This is a genomic window from Bacillus sp. JZ105 (assembly GCF_053903125.1).
The window spans coordinates 1,474,662-1,494,707 of record NZ_CP096387.1 but is presented as its reverse complement, the minus strand read 5'-3'; the positions used below and the strand labels follow the sequence as shown (position 1 = coordinate 1,494,707).

Annotated in this window: 18 protein-coding genes; 3 read left to right on the top strand and 15 right to left on the bottom strand. The window is 40.9% G+C overall.

The window, feature by feature from the left end; translation table 11 throughout:
• Positions 1–56 precede the first annotated feature (56 nt).
• From spoVE to M1D81_RS07555, 11 genes are all read right to left on the bottom strand, one after another.
• Positions 57–1,157, bottom strand: a complete 1,101-nt coding sequence (spoVE, locus tag M1D81_RS07605) for a stage V sporulation protein E (protein ID WP_024424259.1) — start codon at positions 1,155–1,157, stop codon at positions 57–59.
• Between the two features lie 59 nt (positions 1,158–1,216).
• The gene (gene murD, locus M1D81_RS07600; RefSeq protein WP_456267144.1) at positions 1,217–2,563 is read right to left on the bottom strand and encodes a UDP-N-acetylmuramoyl-L-alanine--D-glutamate ligase; all 1,347 of its coding nucleotides are present in this window, start codon (positions 2,561–2,563) and stop codon (positions 1,217–1,219) included.
• Between the two features lie 9 nt (positions 2,564–2,572).
• Complete coding sequence (gene mraY / locus M1D81_RS07595) at positions 2,573–3,547, bottom strand: phospho-N-acetylmuramoyl-pentapeptide-transferase (RefSeq protein WP_003211854.1); 975 nt, start codon at positions 3,545–3,547, stop codon at positions 2,573–2,575.
• Between the two features lie 135 nt (positions 3,548–3,682).
• Positions 3,683–5,158 (bottom strand): UDP-N-acetylmuramoyl-L-alanyl-D-glutamate--2,6-diaminopimelate ligase, encoded by a 1,476-nt coding sequence (locus tag M1D81_RS07590; RefSeq protein WP_456265144.1) that lies wholly within the window; start codon positions 5,156–5,158, stop codon positions 3,683–3,685.
• Positions 5,159–5,369: 211 nt separating this feature from the next.
• Positions 5,370–7,289 carry a stage V sporulation protein D gene (locus tag M1D81_RS07585; RefSeq protein ID WP_456265145.1) on the bottom strand — a complete coding sequence of 640 codons (1,920 nt, stop codon included), beginning with the start codon at positions 7,287–7,289 and terminating at the stop codon, positions 5,370–5,372.
• Between the two features lie 128 nt (positions 7,290–7,417).
• Entirely contained in the window at positions 7,418–9,568 is a 2,151-nt protein-coding gene (locus tag M1D81_RS07580; protein ID WP_456267145.1) for a penicillin-binding protein, read from the bottom strand.
• Positions 9,569–9,575: 7 nt separating this feature from the next.
• Positions 9,576–9,923 (bottom strand): cell division protein FtsL, encoded by a 348-nt coding sequence (gene ftsL, locus M1D81_RS07575; RefSeq protein WP_456265146.1) that lies wholly within the window; start codon positions 9,921–9,923, stop codon positions 9,576–9,578.
• A 37-nt stretch (positions 9,924–9,960) separates the two neighbouring features.
• Positions 9,961–10,893, bottom strand: coding sequence for a 16S rRNA (cytosine(1402)-N(4))-methyltransferase RsmH (rsmH, locus tag M1D81_RS07570; RefSeq protein ID WP_024426925.1), 933 nt, complete (start codon positions 10,891–10,893; stop codon positions 9,961–9,963).
• Between the two features lie 66 nt (positions 10,894–10,959).
• Complete coding sequence (mraZ, locus tag M1D81_RS07565; protein WP_003211163.1) at positions 10,960–11,391, bottom strand: division/cell wall cluster transcriptional repressor MraZ; 432 nt, start codon at positions 11,389–11,391, stop codon at positions 10,960–10,962.
• A gap of 128 nt (positions 11,392–11,519) precedes the next feature.
• Positions 11,520–13,139, bottom strand: a complete 1,620-nt coding sequence (gene bshC / locus M1D81_RS07560; protein WP_456265147.1) for a bacillithiol biosynthesis cysteine-adding enzyme BshC — start codon at positions 13,137–13,139, stop codon at positions 11,520–11,522.
• Positions 13,140–13,204: 65 nt separating this feature from the next.
• Complete coding sequence (locus M1D81_RS07555) at positions 13,205–14,104, bottom strand: 2-dehydropantoate 2-reductase (protein ID WP_456265148.1); 900 nt, start codon at positions 14,102–14,104, stop codon at positions 13,205–13,207.
• Positions 14,105–14,314: 210 nt separating this feature from the next.
• Between M1D81_RS07555 and M1D81_RS07550 the strand changes: the two genes are divergently transcribed.
• Both M1D81_RS07550 and M1D81_RS07545 read left to right on the top strand, forming a co-directional pair.
• Entirely contained in the window at positions 14,315–14,794 is a 480-nt protein-coding gene (locus tag M1D81_RS07550; protein ID WP_007499784.1) for an N-acetyltransferase, read from the top strand.
• A 114-nt stretch (positions 14,795–14,908) separates the two neighbouring features.
• Positions 14,909–16,071, top strand: a protein-coding gene (locus tag M1D81_RS07545) for an IS3 family transposase (protein ID WP_456265149.1) whose coding sequence is annotated in 2 segments (ribosomal slippage) — positions 14,909–15,185 and positions 15,185–16,071 — 1,164 coding nt in all. Because the reading frame shifts where the segments join, the coding sequence is not laid out codon by codon here.
• A gap of 61 nt (positions 16,072–16,132) precedes the next feature.
• On the opposite strand, the gene gerR is transcribed toward M1D81_RS07545, so the two are convergent.
• The 3 genes from gerR to M1D81_RS07530 form a co-directional block, all read right to left on the bottom strand.
• On the bottom strand, positions 16,133–16,672 hold the full coding sequence (gerR, locus tag M1D81_RS07540; RefSeq protein WP_024424269.1) for a sporulation-specific transcriptional regulator GerR: 540 nt from the start codon (positions 16,670–16,672) through the stop codon (positions 16,133–16,135).
• Between the two features lie 138 nt (positions 16,673–16,810).
• A complete protein-coding gene (gene rpmF, locus M1D81_RS07535; RefSeq protein WP_008354700.1) occupies positions 16,811–16,984 on the bottom strand; it encodes a 50S ribosomal protein L32 in 174 nt (57 codons plus the stop codon).
• A 21-nt stretch (positions 16,985–17,005) separates the two neighbouring features.
• Positions 17,006–17,524, bottom strand: coding sequence for a YceD family protein (locus M1D81_RS07530; protein WP_019743276.1), 519 nt, complete (start codon positions 17,522–17,524; stop codon positions 17,006–17,008).
• 206 nt (positions 17,525–17,730) lie between these two features.
• Between M1D81_RS07530 and M1D81_RS07525 the strand changes: the two genes are divergently transcribed.
• On the top strand, positions 17,731–18,978 hold the full coding sequence (locus M1D81_RS07525) for a nucleotidyltransferase (RefSeq protein WP_456265150.1): 1,248 nt from the start codon (positions 17,731–17,733) through the stop codon (positions 18,976–18,978).
• Positions 18,979–19,016: 38 nt separating this feature from the next.
• On the opposite strand, the gene M1D81_RS07520 is transcribed toward M1D81_RS07525, so the two are convergent.
• On the bottom strand, positions 19,017–20,045 hold the full coding sequence (locus M1D81_RS07520; protein ID WP_133743855.1) for a SepM family pheromone-processing serine protease: 1,029 nt from the start codon (positions 20,043–20,045) through the stop codon (positions 19,017–19,019).
• Position 20,046: the final 1 nt, after the last annotated feature.

The following is a 20,046-nucleotide window of genomic DNA, read 5'->3' as shown; positions in this document are numbered from 1 at the left end:
CATTTTTTTGTACTTTTGCAAAATAAATGTCATCATGGTTTCATGAACTAGCAGCATTAATATCTAGCGTACCTGCTTACATTCAAGAGTACGCCAATTGCCATCAGCATTAATGTCAGTGATGAGCCGCCATAACTTAGGAATGGGAGCGTGATACCTGTCACAGGGATAAGTCCAGTAACAACTGCGATATTAATCATCACTTGAATGGCAACCATTGAAATGATGCCAACTGCTAGGAAACTTCCATATAAGTCTGGCGCTCCAAGTGCTATTCTTATGCCTCTCCATAATAGAACACTAAAGAGCAGCAAAATGAGTGATCCTCCTATAAAGCCAAGCTCTTCAGACAATATTGCAAAGATGAAGTCTGTTTGAGGCTCAGGTAAATAAAAGAATTTTTGTCTACTTTGACCGAGACCCATTCCGAACAGACCGCCTGGACCAACAGCGTATAAAGATTGAATAATTTGAAACCCACTGCCTAGTGGATCTTCCCAAGGATTTAAGTACGATGTAATTCGTTTTATGCGGTAGGGCGCTGATAAGACTAGTGCAGCAAATCCGCTGAGCCCTAATAGACCGAGAAATATAAAGTGAGCAATTCTCGCACCTGAAACAAATATCATAATAATACAGGTTCCAACCATTACCGTCCCTGTTCCCAAATCTGGCTGCAGCATGATGATGGCAAATGCAGAAAACACAATGCCTAATGCTGGTGCGAAACCTTTACGAAAGGATGTGATATTTTTTTGTTTTTCAGATAAGAATTTTGCAAGAAACGCAATCATCGCAAGCTTCATAAATTCAGAGGGCTGAATACTAAACGCTCCGACACCGATCCAGCTTCTTGAGCCATTTCTCTCCATACCGATACCAGGAATAAGTACAAGCAGCAAAAGGAGAAAACAAACAGCAATCAATATCTTTGACCAAGTCCGCCACGTCCAATAATCGACTCGCATAATGAAAAACATCGCGATAACTCCGATTCCGGCAAACAAAAGCTGTCTTTTTGCAAAATAAAACGAATCATCAAATTTATACGATGCCCACACAGCACTAGCGCTGTACACCATAATTAAACCAATCGTCAATAAAAGTAACGTAATGACAACAAGCAAAAAGTCCGGAGAAGTTTTCTTATTCGTCAAGAGACCGACACCCCAAGCATAATTTCATTTGGGCTGTCAGTCATACGAGAGACAAGCCCTTATTTAAGCATATGCACGGCGTTTACAAACATGTCTCCACGTTCTTCAAATGTTTTATGTTGATCCCAGCTTGCACAAGCCGGGGATAATAAAATCACGTCTTCTTCTTCAGAAATGTTAAACGCCGCAGGTACTGCTTGTTCAACATTATCGACATGTTTTACGTGATGTATTCCCAGTTCTTCACCAAGCTTCACAAACTTAGGTGCCGTCTCACCAAATGTGATAATTCCTTTTACATTTTTCATAAAAGGTTTCAATTCATCAAATTCATTGCCGCGATCAAGCCCGCCAGCTAGTAAAATGGTCGGCTGATTAAAAGCTGACAATGCTTTACTTGTTGCCAGTATATTGGTGGCTTTACTATCGTTATAGAATTTTCTGCTTTGAATTGTATCTACAAACTGCAGACGATGCTTCACTCCACTAAATATCGTGAGAACGTGTGCGATTGCTTCATTTGAACAGCCTGCATTTTTCACAACACAAATAGCCGCCAAAATATTTTCTTGGTTATGCTCACCAGGAAGAACAACATCCTTTAAGTCGATGATATGTTCATTCATGTAGTAGATCGCACCATTTTTAATATACGCACCATGTTCTACTTGCTCTTTCACTGAGAAAAACACTTTTTTTGCTTTTGAAGCTTCAGCCAGTTTTACGACTGATGGATCATCGAGGTTAATAACAGCTATGTCATCTTCAAGTTGATGTGCGTATACTTTCTGCTTTGCTTTTTCATATTCATCACGAGTGTGGTGATAGTCTAAATGTGCATCAAAAATATTTAATATTAAGCTGATTTTAGGTCTGAAATCAACTGTTCCCATTAACTGAAAAGAAGAGAGTTCAGTTACGATCCACTCATCGCCAGCTGCCTTTGCAGCGACTTCGCTGGCCACTGTGCCAATATTACCTGCCACTAAAGTTTTTTGACTGTCTTGTTTCAACATTTCATAAATCAAAGTCGTGGTAGTGGTTTTTCCATTTGATCCAGTGATCCCAATAAAAGGAGCCGAGGTTAAATGATAAGCTAATTCTATTTCCGTCCAAACTGGAATTCGTCGGCGAAGCGCTTCTTGAACCATCACATTTTCATATGGAATTCCTGGATTTTTAATCAAAATCGTAATTTCTTTATCATCGAACATACGAAGAGGATGGCTGCCGCAAACGACATTAATCCCCTTTTCAGAAAGAAGCTGAGCAGGTTCATTTTCTTCAAACGGCTTTTGGTCATTTACTATGACATTTACTCCATGCTCATGAAGAATTGAAGCTGCCGCATATCCGCTTTTTGCAAGACCTAATACTAGTACATGTTCGTTTTTTAACATTTGCATCTTATTCAATTATAACCACACCTCGATGTAAATTCCTAAAACAGCAAGTAATAAACCAGCAGTCCAGAAGGTGACAACTACTCTCCACTCAGACCAGCCAACTAACTCATAGTGGTGGTGAAGCGGACTCATCTTAAAGATTCTTTTTCCAGTTGTTTTAAAGGAGATCACTTGAAGAATAACGGATAACGTTTCGACAACAAATACTCCTCCAATAATGACAAGTAAAATTTCAAGCTTTGTTAAAATCGCAATTGCTACAATCGCTCCGCCTAAAGCAAGCGACCCTGTATCACCCATAAATACTTTTGCAGGATGCGCGTTAAACACAAGAAACCCAAGAACGGCTCCAGCAACAGCTACTGAAAAGATCGCTACATCGTACTGTGATTGATTCCAAGCCAATATAGCAAAGGCTCCAAAGGCAATAGCCGCGGTTCCAGATAATAGACCATCCAGTCCATCCGTTAAGTTCACGGCATTAGAACCTCCGACAAGCATGAAAACGACAAGGATAAAGTAAGCCCATCCTAAATCGAAGCTCACATCTGTTCCTGGAATGCGAATCGTCGTTGCAAACTGATAATAATGGAAGACTGCATAAAAAATCACTGCGATCACAATTTGACCAATTAATTTCTGTTTCGATGTTAAACCTAGGTTTCGTTTCATCGCTACTTTAATATAATCATCTAAAAATCCTAATAGACCGTAGCCAAGCGTAACAAATAACAATAAAAACATTTCTGGACTAATCTCAGAAAATTTGTTGATCATCACAATCGTTGTAATGGTAATAGAAAAGATAATCATAATTCCGCCCATTGTCGGAGTACCTGATTTCTTTTGGTGAGACTGTGGCCCTTCTTCTCTAATACTTTGACCAAATTTAAGCCTTCTTAAAAACGGAATAAAAATCGGGGATAAAAGAACACTGATTAAAAATCCCATTATGATTGTAAACAATATCACCTGTTCAAGCATCGTTCTTTACTCCTTCCGAATTTCCAAAGCCGTTTTCCATCAGAAAATCACATTCATTATTAAGGTATTCATTCGCGTTCTTCGTATGTTGTTTTTGTACAAAATGCTTCATTTCATTACACTCTTTTCATCATTTTAAGATTTGTTTAGATCTAAAATAGCGTCCATAGCAACCTTTGCATCATCAAAATCGTAAACTTGATCGCCGACGATTTGATATGTCTCATGACCTTTACCCGCTATTAAGACTGTATCGCCTTTTTTCGCATTGGCAATTGCAAAAAAGATGGCTTGTTTGCGATTCACAAAACTATGATAATATGCGTCTGGCACCCCATTTTCCATATCCTTTAAAATAGCTGAAGGATCTTCGCTTCTTGGGTTGTCTGAAGTAAATACAGGTTCATCTGCATACTTCACAGCGATTTGGGCCATTTGAGGACGCTTTGTTTTATCACGGTCGCCGCCGCAGCCTATCACACAGAAAATTTTGCCCTCTGTTAATTCTCTACACGTTGTCAGGACATTTTCTAAGCTGTCAGGTGTATGGGCGTAATCGACGATAACAGGGAAATCTTGATCACAGTTCACAAGTTCAAATCGGCCTTTGACTCCCTCCAGCTCTTCAATAGCACTTACAATCGTTTCAAATGTTAAGCCAGATACAATCCCTACTGATACAGCTGCTAGAATGTTGTACACATTAAACTTACCGATGAGGGCAACTGTCACATTTTTTGTGCCAATTGGAGTGATCAAATCAAATTGAGTCCCCTTCGGTTTGATTTGAATATTCTTTGCCATTACATCTGCTTTTTGCTCTAAGCCATATGTCATGACTTCGGCAGCTGTCACTTTTTCATAATAACTCGAAGCGTCATCATCTGCATTTAAAATCGCATGCTTCGGCTTATCGTGATGAAAGGCACTGCCAAGCTGTGAGAATAGCAAGCTTTTCGCATGTTTATATTCTTCCATTGTGTTGTGATAATCAAGATGGTCCTGCGAAAGGTTTGTGAAAACGGCAATATCATAATCACATCCATGTACCCTGCCAAGATGCAGTGCATGTGATGATACTTCCATAATGGCTGTGTCTACATCTTGGTCAAGCATCTGTTTAAAGGTTTTTTGAAGTGTGACACTTTCAGGTGTAGTGTTTTTCACATCGAGAATGTCATCATTCACCTTCATATACATCGTACCGATTAAGCCCGTTTTCTTTTCGGCTTTTCTCATCATTTGTTCAATCATGTGTGTTGTCGAAGTTTTTCCGTTTGTTCCTGTGATCCCGATGAGATTCAGCTTATGTGTTGGCTGCTCGTAAAACGCATCAGCTATTCTTGCAAGAGCTCTTTGAGAGTGTTTTACAATAATGACTGGTACATTTGATATGTTAAGAGGGTGTTCTGCTACAATCGCTGCAGCCCCGCTTTCCACCGCTTTTTCAGCATAATCGTGTCCATCTACTGTATAGCCTTTTATACAGACAAAAAGGCTTCCTTTTTTCACCTCTCTTGAATCCATTTCAATGGAAGTGATATCAGGATTTTCGTTTATTAGTTCGTTGTTTTCACTTTTAAAGTATGTAAGGAGTTCTTGTAATTTCATTTCATATCAAACCTCTCAAATTCGTTCACGTGCATGTCTTGTGAAAAAAACACACAGTCTATATTTTATCGTAAAAAAAAGGATACATCCAGCGTATTCCTTAAGTTTCTCTTGGAAAAAACACACTTTAGGCTCTTTTTTTCAAACAGGCCTTCTCTTTCAACAAAAAGAGGCAGCCGAATGAGTGCGGCTACCCTCTGTTCATTCTTTATTATTCATCGTTTAAATATAATCTGATGGTGGAGCCTTCTTTCAGCTTAGTCCCGGCAGCAGGTGATTGCTTCACCACTTTACTGCCAGTTCCAGAAGCATCGATCTTAAGGTTAATCAAGAGGGATTCAAGGTCTGAAACAGATCCCCCTACAAGATTCGGTACTTCAATGGTTTTTGTGTCCAGCCACTGGTACTTCTTTTCAATTTGCCCTTTTCTTTTTTTCACACCCATCTCAGGCAGGCTGTCCCGCATAATATGACCTACAATTGGTGCAGCAACTGTCCCGCCAAATTGAATAGTGCCTTTCGGGTTATCTACAGCCACATATACAACGATACTCGGATCATCAGCAGGCGCAAACCCGATAAACGACACTATGTGGTTATTTTCCATGTACTTGCCGTCTTTTACCTTCTGTGCTGTCCCTGTTTTTCCGCCAACTCGATATCCTTCAACAAATGCATTTCGGCCAGTTCCTTGAGCGACTACACTTTCAAGCGCATATCTGATTTCTTTGGATGTTTCTGCTGAAATCACTTTCTTTTTGGCAATCGGTGATTGCTTTTTCACTACCTCTTTTGTGATTGGATCTATCCATTCTTTTGCAATGTACGGCGTGTAGAGTGTTCCGCCATTTACCGCAGCTGCTACGGCAGCTACTTGCTGTATCGGCGTAACAGATACACCTTGACCAAAGGCAGTTGTCGCCTGCTCTACAGGGCCAACCCGGTCCAGCGGGAACAAAATGCCCCGGCCTTCCCCTTGAAGATCGATTCCTGTTTTTTGGCCAAACCCGAAATTTTTAATATAGGAAAATAATTTATCCTTTCCTAGACGGTCACCTAGTTCAACAAAACCGGGGTTACAGGAGTTTTGAACCACTTCTAAAAATGACTGTGATCCGTGGCCGCCTTTTTTCCAGCACCTAAGCCTTGCACCATCTACTGTTACAGATCCGCTGTCAAAAAAATGATCGCGCTTTAAATTGACTTTCTTCTCTTCTAGTGCTGCTGCAAGCGTAATAATTTTAAACGTCGAACCTGGCTCATATGTGCTCCACACCGGCAGATTTCGGTTAAACACTTTCGAGTCAACTGATTGATAATCCGCTGGATCAAAATCCGGTCTGCTCGACATCCCAAGCACTTCACCGTTCTTCGGATTCATCGCAATTGCAATCATCCCGTCTGGGTTATATTTTGCCTGTGCGTTGTCTAATTCCCGCTCTATAATGGTTTGCACCTTCGCATCGATAGTTAACTTCATATCAAGACCATCTTTAGGCGGGGTATAGTCATCTGCTTCATCTGGCATTTTCTGCCCTTTTGCATCGGAATAGAACTTGACAGAGCCTTTTTCACCTTTTAGGTCATCATCATAATAGGCTTCCAGTCCAAGTAACCCTTGATTATCAATTCCAGCGAAGCCCAGCACATGAGAAAGAAAACTGCCGAACGGGTAGTGTCTGATGCTGTCTTCCGCAACATAAACGCCATCTAAATCAAGCTCTCTGACTTCTTTTGCTTTTTCATGAGATACTTTTCTGCCTTCTGGAGAAATTCGTTCGATGGATGTTTTCTTTGTGACGTGCTTGTACGCTTTCTCTTCAGACATATTCAGTACTGCCGCCAGTTTCTTGCTTGTTTCTGCCGGATCTTTAATTTGCCGCGGGACGACCAATATAGATGGGGCACTTTTGTTCGTCGCAAGCTCTACCCCATTTCGGTCCAAAATATCTCCCCTTTCTGGTTCGAACGGGAGATTCCTGCTCCATGAATCTTTTGCTAAGCTTGTGAGCTTCTCGCCCATAATAAACTGTACATATCCTAATCTAGTATCTATGATGAAAAAAATGATCACCCCAAACAGCAGCACGAAAAGCAATCGTTTTCTCACTGTTACACTTGATACTCGCACGCCCGGTTCACTCCTTACATACATATGGCTTGTTTCCATCATATGCAAGCCCGTCCTTATGTAGAACGTCTCGTCTATCCCGCTCGGCAAAAGAAAAAACCTAGCAAGTGGTTTGCTAGGTTTTGCAGTTAATTCGGGCTTTTAAATGTCACAGTGACGACTTTATCTGAAATCTCCGCTCCACTTTTCACACTTTGTTTGACAGCATATCCTTGTCCTATTGTTTCGATATGCACACCGGAAATGGATGCATATTGAAGGACTTCCCGTCTCGACCAGCCTGTCATATCAGGCATTTTTATCGTTTTTCCTGCTGTTTTCAAGAAAACTTTCTGGCTTTCAGAGAATTCAGAGCCTGCACTTGGCCACTGTCGTTTAATGGAGAGGCCTTCGCCGATGACAACAGGCGTTACGTTTTTGTTTTTGGCTTCTGTTTCCGCCTGCTTCACTTCTAAATCTAAGAATGAAGGCATTGTTTCTTGCTTCACTTTTTGTTCGCCTGATTTTTTATCGTCTGTTTTTGTTGGTGCAATATTTAAATATAGCAGACTATTTTTCATCACTGGGTTAAAGATTTGTGCAACTGGGGCAGAGCCAGTTTCTGTATCAGACAGCTGCGGCTGCTGTACAGCTACATAAACGAGCAGCTTCGGATCATCTTTTGGCGCCATTCCCATAAATGAAAAGACATAATCGTTTCTTCCCTTGAGATAACCGCCGGCACCGCCAATTTGTCCTGTACCTGTTTTCCCAGCAACGTCAAATCCTTTGATTTGGTAAGGCTGGCCTGTTCCAATCTTCGAGGAAACCACCTCACCTAAAATGTCACGGACTTGCTTTGCTGTATCAGAGGAAATTGGTTTTCCAGCTACTGTTGGTTCGTGCTGTAAAATCGTTTTGTTTGTGTTCGGGTCTGTAATATGATCAATGACATATGGCTTCATCATCGTTCCGCCGTTTGCTATCGCTGTCGCTGCTTCGATTTGTTGAATCGGTGTAATGGCAGATGCTTGACCGTAAGCCGTCGATGCTTTGTCATATTCGTATCTGTAATTGATTTTACTAGACGATTCGTTCGGTAAGTCAATACCTGTTTTGTCATAGAAATGGAACTTCTGCAAATATTGTTCGTAGCGCGTGAAGCCTAATTTTTCTTTTGCCAGCTTTGCAAAAGCTACGTTAGACGAACGGAGAACACCTTCATGAAAGTCAATTTTTCCCCAGCCATTTCCATTGTTGTGGTCTTTTACAAGGCCTCCCCCTACTTTATAAGTACCAGATTGATATTTATCATTGCCTTGGTAGACCCCTTCTTGGATTGCTGCAGCAAGTGTAAAGATCTTCATCGTTGAACCTGGTTCAAACGCATATGAAATGACATCATTGTTATAATTCGTAATGTCTAATTCATTTAAATTAAAGCTTGGCCGCTGTCCCATCGCGAGCACCTTTCCCGTTTTTGGGTCAACGACTGTGGCAATGATTTTCTTCGGTTTATATTTTTTGGCAACCTGCGTCATACTTTCTTCAAGGAACGCTTGGATTTTTTGATCGATGGTCAGCGTGACATTTTTTCCATCCTTCGGAGCGACAATGTCTTCTTTACTATTTGGAAGAGCCCATCCGCTTCTGTCACTGTTATATGTCACATAGCCGTCTTTTTCTTTTAAAAATTTGTTCAGCGCCTTCTCAAGTCCCATCGCGCCTGACATGTCCTTCGTTGCCTCATCTAATCTTGCATAACCGATCAAGTTGGAAGCAAACATGCCGTTTGGATAATATCGCTTCGTGTCTTTTTCAAATGCGATTCCTGGAAGCTTTAGCTTTTCAATTTTTTCCTTTGTTGAAAAACTGATGTCTTTTCCAGCTTTACCAAACTCCACTTGGAACGCACCTTTAGTATTCAGACGCTCTAAAATTTCGCTTTCACTCATATCAATGACTTTTGACAACTCTTTTGCTGTCTTTTCTTTGTCGACGACATGCATCGGGTGCTTTGGATCAACTGTCATTTTCTTACTCATGATCGCAATGAGCTTATAGACAGACGTATCCTCTGCAATCACATTCCCATTTCGGTCTAAAATAGACCCTCTTTTGGCTTCAAGTGTTTTCTTCGATTGGTATTGTTCATTTGCCTTTGCGGCTAACACTTGGCCATCGACCGTTCCTGTAATCTGAATATAGATAAAACGTGCAAGGATGATAAAGAAAAACAGGGCGAAGCAAATACTCGCAATTGCCGCGCCTCTGTTCATCATTTTATTCTTTTTGGGCATCGCCATCTTAATCGACCTTCTTAACATCTTTCGAAATGGTTAAGCCTGCTTTTTTCGCAGTATCAATGACTCTCTCCGGTTCACTCAGCAAGTCTTTTTCTTTTTGAAGCTCAGTGATCTTCTTCGATTCTAAAGTTACTTGCTGTTCTAATTTCTGTACTTCGATATTAGCGTGATAGACAGCAAAGGCTTTAGAAATGATGAGAATGGAGCTGCACATAAGAGCCATGACAAACATGACAAGTAAGATTTTTTCACCAAGTGTGATAGAACCTCTTCTTTTAATAACAACCGATTGGCCTTGCTGCTCTGTTTGATATTGTTTTACTTCTCTTTGGTAAGCCAAATTACTCATAAGAAACCTCCTTTTTATCATCATCTATGGTGTCGTTTTACTTTTTCTCTGCAATTCGGAGCTTCGCTGAACGGGCACGGTTGTTATGTTCCAGCTCTTGTTCTGATGCAACGATTGGTTTTCTCGTGATCAGCTTCAGTTTTGGTTCAAGTCCTTCTGGAATCACTGGTAGTCCGTGCGGAAGTTCTGGAAGAGAAGACATTTCTTTAAATGTACTTTTACAAATCCGGTCTTCAAGTGAATGGAATGTAATGACAGAAATTCTCCCCTTCGGATTGAGTAACTCTATTGCTTGTTCTAGTGCTTCTTCAAAAACTTTCAATTCATCATTGACGGCAATTCGGATCGCTTGAAACACTCTTTTTGCTGGATGTCCGCCAGTTCGTCTTGCAGGTGCGGGAATTCCTTCTTTGATAATGTCGACAAGCTCACCTGTTGTTTCAATTGGTGCTTTTTTTCTAGCTTCTTCAATTTTGCGTGCGATTTGCTTGCTGAATTTTTCTTCCCCATATTTGTAGAAAATCCGAACTAGATCTTCAAATGGCCATTCATTCACCACTTGTTTTGCCGACAATGCGGCTGTTTGATCCATTCGCATGTCAAGAGGTGCATCATGGTGATAACTAAAGCCTCTCTCTGGTGTGTCGAGCTGAGGAGATGAAACCCCAAGGTCAAAAATCACACCGTCTACGCTTGTAATGCCTTGTTCATTCAGACGTTCTTTTAAATATCGGAAGTTGCTCTTTATGAAAAGAATGTTCGCTTTTGAATCTGCGAGCTTCTCTCGTGCATGATCCAGTGCAGCATCGTCTTGGTCAAATCCAATCAATGTACCTTTTTCTGATAGTTGAGATAGTAAATATGAGCTATGACCTGCTCCGCCCAGCGTGCAGTCTACATATGTACCGTCTTCTTTGACGTTTAAACCGTCAACTGTTTCTTTTAATAATACTGTCTCATGTTGAAACATGATGTTATGGTCCCACCTTTTTCAAATAGAAATGAATGTGTAGAAAGCTTGCTGCACAAGGGATTATTATATATCAAACCCAATCATGTTTTCAGCAATTTCAGCAAAAGAATCTTCTTGCTCTTCTGTATATTGTTCCCAGATCGACTTACTCCACAACTCAATTCGATTTGAAACGCCGATGACCACACATTCTTTTTCGAGTTTTGCATATTGGAGTAGGTTTGATGCGATGTTAATGCGCCCCTGCTTGTCCAGATCGCATTCAACTGCGCCGGAGAAGAAGAACCGGGTAAACGCACGTGCATCTTTTTTCGTTAGCGGCAGTGCTTTGAGTTTCTCTTCAATTAGTTTCCACTCACTCATAGGGTAGCCAAATAAACATTGATCAAGCCCTCTCGTCAGCACAAACTGTTCTCCGAGACCGTCTCTAAATTTAGCAGGGATGATCATGCGCCCTTTTGTATCAATCGTATGTTGGTATTCACCCATGAACATGATAATCAGAGCCCCACTTTCTCACCCTTACTCTCCACTATCCACCACTTCTCTCCACAAAACTTATTTTACACTGTTTCTACATAAAAAAAAACCCTGAACTAGTCAGGGTTCATTAAAACTTTATTTCAAAGTTTGACAATTTGCTGCTTGTTTTGAAATGAAAATGGCAGATTTTTGAACGTTTTGAAGAATTCTGGTCCATATTTGTTTAAAAAGTACATGATGTTCCAAATTCTTTCTTGCGGGGCATCTAATGGTTTTAAGCTGTTTTCAATCCGTTCAAAATCTCGAAGGATATATCCTTCCTTCTCTTCCACACGCTGCGCCACCTTTTGATAAACAAATTGAAGCTGGTCTTCGATAAATTTGGCATTTTTATCTAGCAGCTGCTCGAAGTTTGGTTCAACCTTCAGTGCTTCTTGCCTCAATACACCATGAACATTCGCTAATTCACATTTCGCATGATCAACGGCTTGAACAAAGCTGTCTGGAAGGCTTTGCTCAAAGTGAGCCTCTTTCTTTTCTTTTACTCCGTTTGTGAGCACTTCTTCTAGAGAAAGTTCTCTGACCGGCAGCTTCTTATCGATGTGCCTTTCAAGAATGGTCACGTGCAGTCTTGGAAGAACGGGTGCCATCTTTAATTCAAAATGCTCAAAGATTCCTTTCAGTTCTCCCCAATAGTTGACTTCACCGTGTCCTGCCATAAAAGCAAGTGTTGGAAGAAGGGTTTCCTGCATTAAGGGACGCGTCACCACATTGTTGCTGAACCGTTCTGGGTGCTCCTCAATTTCCTGCAAAAGCTCTTCTTTTGTCCACGTAAGCCCCACTTCTGATATAGAAAACTGGCCGTTTTCTTTTTCAATAAGGAAACGCTCTTCATCATATTCGTAAAACAGATTCGCCTGAGTGTCACCAGCTTCAATGATCGGCTGATATCCCGCTCGTTTCATGGCAGCCTGCGTTTCATTCAAACGAGCTGTGACTGCATCATTTGTCTCGACAATGTGCTTGAATAACGTACGCTCAAGTGGTTTGACGCCTAAGTCTCCTGAATTAAATAGAAGCAGTCCATCTTCTTCAAAAAGGTCGCATACAATCCATTCAAAGAAATCCGTAAACGTTTGTGATTTGCGTAAACATCGAAGAAGCTGATCAAGCAAGTCATTAGTATACGCAGATTCTTCATACGTTGAAAACACATCGCGGAGCCATTTTTCTGTTTTTTCTTGATGCAGAGGTGTTCTTTTGGCCGCAGTTTTTTTGACGTTATGTAATGGCAGCTTTTGCTTGACTGGACCTTTTTCGCCGGATGTGTAGACAAAATTAATTTCATCTACGTCATGATCCTCACCTGCTACCCAAAAGACTGGAATCACAGGAACGCCAAGCGCTGATTCTTTTTCTTTTGCGAACTGAATAATGGATATGATTTTATGTATGGTATAAAGCGGTCCTGAAAGTAGGCCGGCCTGCTGTCCTCCAACCACCATGACACTCCGCTTGTCACGGATCTTTTCAATGTTCTGACGCATCGCTGCCGATTCAAACTTTGCGTGGTATGCGCTCATATAATCCGCTAAAGCCTCGCGCGGGAAGCTCATTTCCATGAGATCGTCGTATCTTTTTTTCCATGTGTCTTCAGAATATATATCATAATCAAAAAAAGCAGTCATCTCTTTTTTTTCTTCTATATAATCACGTATGAATAAATTCTGACTTCGGATGGAAAGTTCAGTCAATTGCATGTTTAGAACTTCCTTTCTTCAATAAATAGTTAGTTTCCCGAAAAAAGTATAGCATGTAAATGAACTCACTCAAAAGATTTTGTTTGCTTTTTTTCCAATACTTCCAAGCTTCGATTAAAGAAAGTAAGATGTGGCGCCAGAATCTCTTGAGCTTGAGCCTTTTTTAAAAGATAGCCAACGATGGCTTTTCTTTCGGTTTCACGGCCTTTGACGATATCTTGAAGCATTGACGATTGATTGGCGGCCGTTTTTTTACAAATTGAAACGACGTGTGACCAGAGACGCTCTTCTTCAGCCAGCCCTAGAATGGACAATGCTTCTTCAAATGCACATTTCATCATGTATTCATATGCAGGATTTGCGATCAATTCTCCATTTTTCACACGCAATAAAGCCGTGAGCGGGTTAATGCAGACATTGACCAGCAGTTTTTCCTCCAGCACTTTTTTCCATTCATCCGTATAAATCATCTGAAAATGGACCGGCGTTTCATTTAAAGCCTTTCTCACATCAGCTGTATCCTCAGGGTGAAAAGCCCCCCACTTGATGACACCGATCCCTGTATGGTTCACTGCATGGTCTGATACCTTCATGGCCCCGTGCTCTACGACACCTATATATATTGAATGCGACGTGTCCCAGTTTTCTAAATCTAATAAGTGGGCCATGCCATTTTGTAAAAATAAGATTCGCTGACGAGGTAATGTCGATAGTTCATCAAGCACCTCTTGCAGATGATGATATTTCACTGTCACAATCAGCAGATCAAATCCTCCTGTAATCCCTGCCCTTGCCTCCGCAGACGCCTGGAATGTCTCTCCTTTTACCGTTCGCTTAATTCCTGATGTTCGAATCTCCTCTGCTTGTTCTTTTCTTCTTGTCAAAACAGTGATGTCATGATGCTGTGATAAATAACTGGCACAAAGCAGACCAATCGCACCGCCGCCAATGATTCCAATGTTCAACTGCAGCACTTCCCTTTTTCTGTTTACTTCATCATATCAACCATTTTAACAGTTTCAAGCCGCGATGCAAAAAGCAGCTAGCGCGCCGCGATTGAATTTTTTTAATTTAAAAACTATAATAATAAGTGTAAAAACTTTTTGAGGCGGATGGGATGAAAACGCCTTCATTGACATCACTGTCGACATTATGTGTGTAAGGGGGAAGATCATATGACACAAGTAAAACGACTTCTAATCAATTACAAAACTTTAGAGGAATTTAAACAATTTAAAGAATATGGTATACAAGAACTATCCATGCTTGAAGACCTTGAAAGTAATATGATTGAAAATGACAGCAACTCTCCATTTTACGGGATTTATTTTGGAGATAAGCTGGTCGCACGTATGAGCCTTTATCAAGTGGACGGCTCGACGACAACGTATTTTGACCACAATCATGATTATTTAGAGCTATGGAAGCTGGAAGTGCTTCCTGGGTATCAGCGTAAAGGGTACGGCGAGGCACTTGTTGATTTTGCCAAATCTTTCGGATTGCCAATCCGGACCAATCCTCGCGTCAAATCTGCCGGCTTTTGGGATAAAATGGGCTTTGAAGCGGTCAAATATGATATGGAACGCGATAAAGGTGAAAATCCACTCATCTGGGAACCTGCCCATATTCAAAAGAATACAGGTGAATCTGCTTAATACTGATGGCAAAACGCCCCTCCTTTCTCTAGACTAACCTAGTCAAATGGGACATAAAAAAACACCCTTCAAGTGATACACTTAAACTAAGTGCTAATTTGGAGGGTATTTTTTATGAAAAAAAACAAATATTCAGCTGAAATAAAATGGGCGGTTGTGAAAGATAAATTAAGCGGGCAGTTTACCAATCAACAAATTATGGATAAATATCATATAAAGAATGTATCTCAGATTAAAACATGGATGAAGTGGTATCGAGGAAATCAGTTACATCGATTCGATCAGCCAATTGGAAAACAATATAGCTTCGGGCATGGACCTGACAATGTATCCAAAGAGGAAAAAGTGAATAGGCAGGTTGAACACCTTAAGATGGAGAATGAAATTCTAAAAAAGTATTTGGAGATCGTAGAGGAGTTGAAAAGGGAGTAACCTTGTATTTGATCGAGAGATTACGGAAGAAATATACAGTAAAGTCTGTCTTAAGTATTTTGCAGGTCGCCAGATCGACCTATTATCGTTGGGTATCCGAAGGAATACGTAAAAAATCACAAGTGGAGAAGGCTGTTATTTCCTTATGTACCGAAACGTCGTTCCGGTACGGCCATCGTAAGATCCGAAAGCTACTTCAGCGTCAATATGATATCAAACGAAACCGAAATACTATACAGCGCATCATGCAAAAATACCATCTTCAATGTCGTGTGAAGCGTAAAAGGAAATGGAAATCAAAAGGGGAATCTGTCATCATTGCCCCAAATATATTAAATCGAAACTTCACCGCAATACACCCGAATTTAAAATGGGTAACAGATATTACTTATATTCAGTATGGACCAAGAACGCTCTACCTTTCGACCATTATGGATTTGTACAACAACGAAGTTGTTGCCTACACCCTAGATGATCACCAACAGACATCACTCATATTGGACACATTGAGAGCAGCTTTAGAGAAAAGGAATTCGCCTAAAGGTGTACTTGTGCATTCAGATCAAGGAAGTGTATACAGTTCGTATGCATATCAAAAGGAGCTGGGGGTAAGGAACCTCACAAGCAGTATGTCTAGACGAGGTAACTGTTGGGATAACGCAGTGATTGAATCATTCCATTCCAGCTTAAAATCAGAGGAATTTATGTTTACAAAGTTCAACTCTATATCAGAAAAAGATGTCAGGCAACGAATCGACCGTTACATCAAGTATTATAATGAAGAGCGTATCCAAAAAAAATTAGGCTACCACGCACCAAAAACATTTGGTAGCATGGCAACCTAATAAGGGTGTTTTATTTGTGTCTCAATCTGCTATGTCAGTCTACTCTGTGAGGGGCGTTTTCTTATTTAGCATATTCTTTTAAGTTGATATTCTGTTTGACTCTTTCAACAATCCCAATGAGTGCCCGGTAATCTTCTTCTGTCATTTTTAATTGCCGCTTCAAGTGTTCATTTTCTTCCGTGAGCGACTTCAGTTGATGCTGCGTGTCCGCTAGTTCTTCGCGTAAATCAGCAGAGCCAGCAGGTTCTTTTTCAAGCTGCTCTAAGAACTGAATCACTTCTCGCAAGGTCAATTCAGCCTGATCTGAAGTTGCCTTTTCTTCTATCGTTAACGTATTTTGTGGTAAACCCGAGGAATGAATCCCAATCTTTTTACGCAGTTCTTTCCGCTGTTTTTTCGCCAGCTCAATGCCTGCCTGATATTGTTTTCTGACGTATGAATTCCACCTGAATCCACATGCTGCAGCCGTTCTTGACAACGCTTTTCCGACTTCTTCAAATGCGGAAAGCTGCGTTCCTCCATCTCGAATGTGTCTTAAGACGACTTCTGCTAAAAGTAAATCTTCATCTTGCGTCCATGCGTCCTGCCTTGTAATCGTCAATTGATCATCCCCCCTGAATCTGAATACCACATCATATGCGCTTACTAGAGTAGATAGACTATTTGCAGGAGAGAAACCTAAAAAATAGACAAATAAAAAAACGCAAGGGAAGATTCCCTTACGCTTTTTTATCAAGCATTAGTTGCTTTTTACGTCTTTGCCTTTGTATGTTCCGCAAGATTTGCAGACACGATGAGAAATTTTCATTTCACCGCATTCTGGGCAAGCTACCATACCAGGTACTTGTAGTTTGAAATGCGTACGACGCAATCTTTTTTTCATTTTAGAAGTTCTTCTAAAAGGTACAGCCATTATTCCCACCTCCTTAAAGAGTTAAGATTCATTATTTTCTTCTAAGAGCTTCTTCAAGCCTTCCAGACGCGGATCAATTCGGTTTTGATGTGCATCTTCCGAAATGACCGCCCAGTCATTCCCTTCCTGTGGTGCAGCACCTTTTACGTCTGTTTGGTCGCAAAAGATTTGCATCGGCACTTCAAGAAGAATTTCTTCCTTGACTATAGGCGTTAAGTCGATGATATCGTCTTCTACAACAGATACGTCTTCATCTTCTATATCGTCTGTCTTATGAAGTACAAATAGTTCTTTCGTTGAAATCGCAAATGGATAATTTACATCAACAAGCGTTCTTGAACAAGGCAATGTCATTTCACCTGTGATGGTTAAATCAAATGCGACTTGCTTTGATTCGATCACTCCAGTCCCTTTCACCTCTACTGGTGAAATGCGACGTATATCTGAATGAAGGCTAGTAAGTTCATTTAAGTCAACCGTCTCATGAAAATCGAAGCTGTTTTTAGCTTTTTGATGTAACTGATAAACTGTCCATTTCAATTGTATCACCTCTAAGAGCAACAAACATGATTATAGCTTTCATCATGCTATTTGTCAATATTTTTTCTTTACAGTCCTTTGTGATGTCAGAGCGTTGTTTGACATCAGTTCACGGAATGCCTACACTGAAAAAAATGGGCTTCATTTTTCCCTTATGCTACTGTAGCATAGACCATTTAACCATAGCAAGAAAGGCGGAACATCTATTGAAAGCAACAGGAGTCGTTGTCGAGTACAATCCATTTCATTATGGGCATGCCTATCATGTTCGCCAGGCGAAAACACATACCTCCTCAGATGTAGCCATTGCCGTCATGAGCGGATCTTTCCTCCAGCGCGGAGAACCTGCCATCGTCTCCAAATGGGCACGTACAAAAATGGCATTGCAAAACGGTGTAGACATCGTATGTGAGCTTCCATACATCTATGCAGTGCAAAAGGCAGAAACCTTTGCAAATGGCGCTGTGTCTATTTTAGACGCTTTAAAATGCCGCTCCCTTTTTTTCGGAAGCGAGGACGGGGACATTAAAGCATTTGAGCGAACAGCTCACGCTTGGCATGAGAAAAAAGAAGAAATTGATCTTTTCACAAAAGCAAAGGTCAAAGAAGGGCTTAGTTATCCGGCAGCCTCTGCCGCTGCGTTTCAAAAGATCATTGATCCTAAACACTTACTGGATCTGTCTAAGCCCAATAACATTTTAGGCTTCCACTATGTCAAAGCCATCTTAGAGAGATCTCCTCACATAGAGCCCTTTACCTCTCAAAGAATTGCATCCGGTTATCATGATCAAGAGCTTCCTAAACATCAGAAAATCGCAAGCGCGACAAGCATCCGAAAAGCCTTAAAAGAGAACGGGTCATTTGAAACTGTCGCCTCTTATCTCCCGGAAGCTTCGCTTAAGCAATTACATGACTATTATTCTTCTTATGGTCTTTTACATACGCAAGAAGACTATTTCAGCTTCTTAAAACATGTGTTTCACACAATGGATACAGCAGAACTAGAAGGCATCTATGAAATTGAAGAAGGTATCGAACACCGCATGCAAAAGGCAATCACACATGCGTCCTCCTACGAGGAATATCTATCACTTGTGAAAACAAAACGATATACGTGGACAAGGCTGCAGCGGATGAATACGCACCTTTTAATGAGGGTGAAGAAAACTGTTATGCATGAGCTGCTAAAGGAGAAACACGCGCCATACATTCGTTTACTTGGTATGTCAAAGAAAGGTCAGCAATACTTATCTCTTGTCAAAAAGGAATTGGACGTACCGCTTGTCAGCAAGCTGTCTTCCTTTTCACATCCTGCCCTTGATCTTGACATTCGCGCTTCCCGCGTCTTCAGCCTTCCCATCAGCGAACCAACGCAAACAAAGTTAACAGAAGCAGAATTTAAAACCTCACCGATCCGCTATGATGAAGAGACTGGTCTCTTCCAATCTCGATAAAAAGAGCAGCCTTTTGATAAAGGCAGCTCTTTTTTCACTTAAGATGCTTTCTCTTTTAACTTGTTTAAATAGTTCAGTGCGTCCTGCATTGTGTCCACAGGAACGATTTTCATATTACTTTTAATATCTTTCGCTGTTTTCACTGCATTTTTGTAGTCTGAATTTGGATCACCTTTATCGTTTGGTGCAAAGAAGATATCTTTTCCTGCTTTATCTGCTGCAACAACCTTTTGATCTATTCCGCCAATTGGCCCGACCGTACCATCAGCGTCAATCGTTCCAGTCCCTGCAATCGCATAGCCATGTGTTTCGTCTTCTTTTGTCAGCTGGTTATAAATTTCAAGTGACATCATTAAACCTGCCGACGGGCCGCCGATATTTTCAATATCCACCTTAATAGAAGGCGACACTTTCACATTTCGGTCTGTAAATAAAGATACGCCAATTCCGACTCGGTTCGGCTCTTCTTTAAAAGGCTTCAACTTCACTTTCTGCGTAATATCCTTGCCGTTTCGTTCAAGGACAAAACGGACAGATGTACCAGCTTTTTGACGGCTGATATACGACACCATTTTATCAGCAGAATCATACGTCTTGCCATCAACGCTTTTAATCCGGTCGCCCACTTCAATTTTGCCGTAAGCAGGCATGCCTTTCATGACGTAGCTCGCATATACCCCATTAAACGTATAATCTACTTTTTTGCCTGCTTTTGTATACGCTGCAATCATGGCATTTTCTTGAGAGCTTTTCATCAGCTGAAGCTGTCTTTTCATATAATCTTCATCCGACTCTCCGTCCGCTTTAATATTTTCTTCTGGGACGATCTCGTCATATTTATTCATTTTCGCAAGCAAATACGTATACGGATTGGCTGGACCTACTTTTATCGTCATAAGAGAGAAGCTGCCCTTCTCGCCGTATCCACCATCCACTTGAATGTGAGGGGCAATCTCTGTTGCATCACCCGGCTTTGTCACGTAATACGGCAGTTTGACAAAAGTTAAGCCAAATAAGACAAGAACAATGACAAAAAAGCTGAGCCAGCGAATATTCAATTTTTTCATT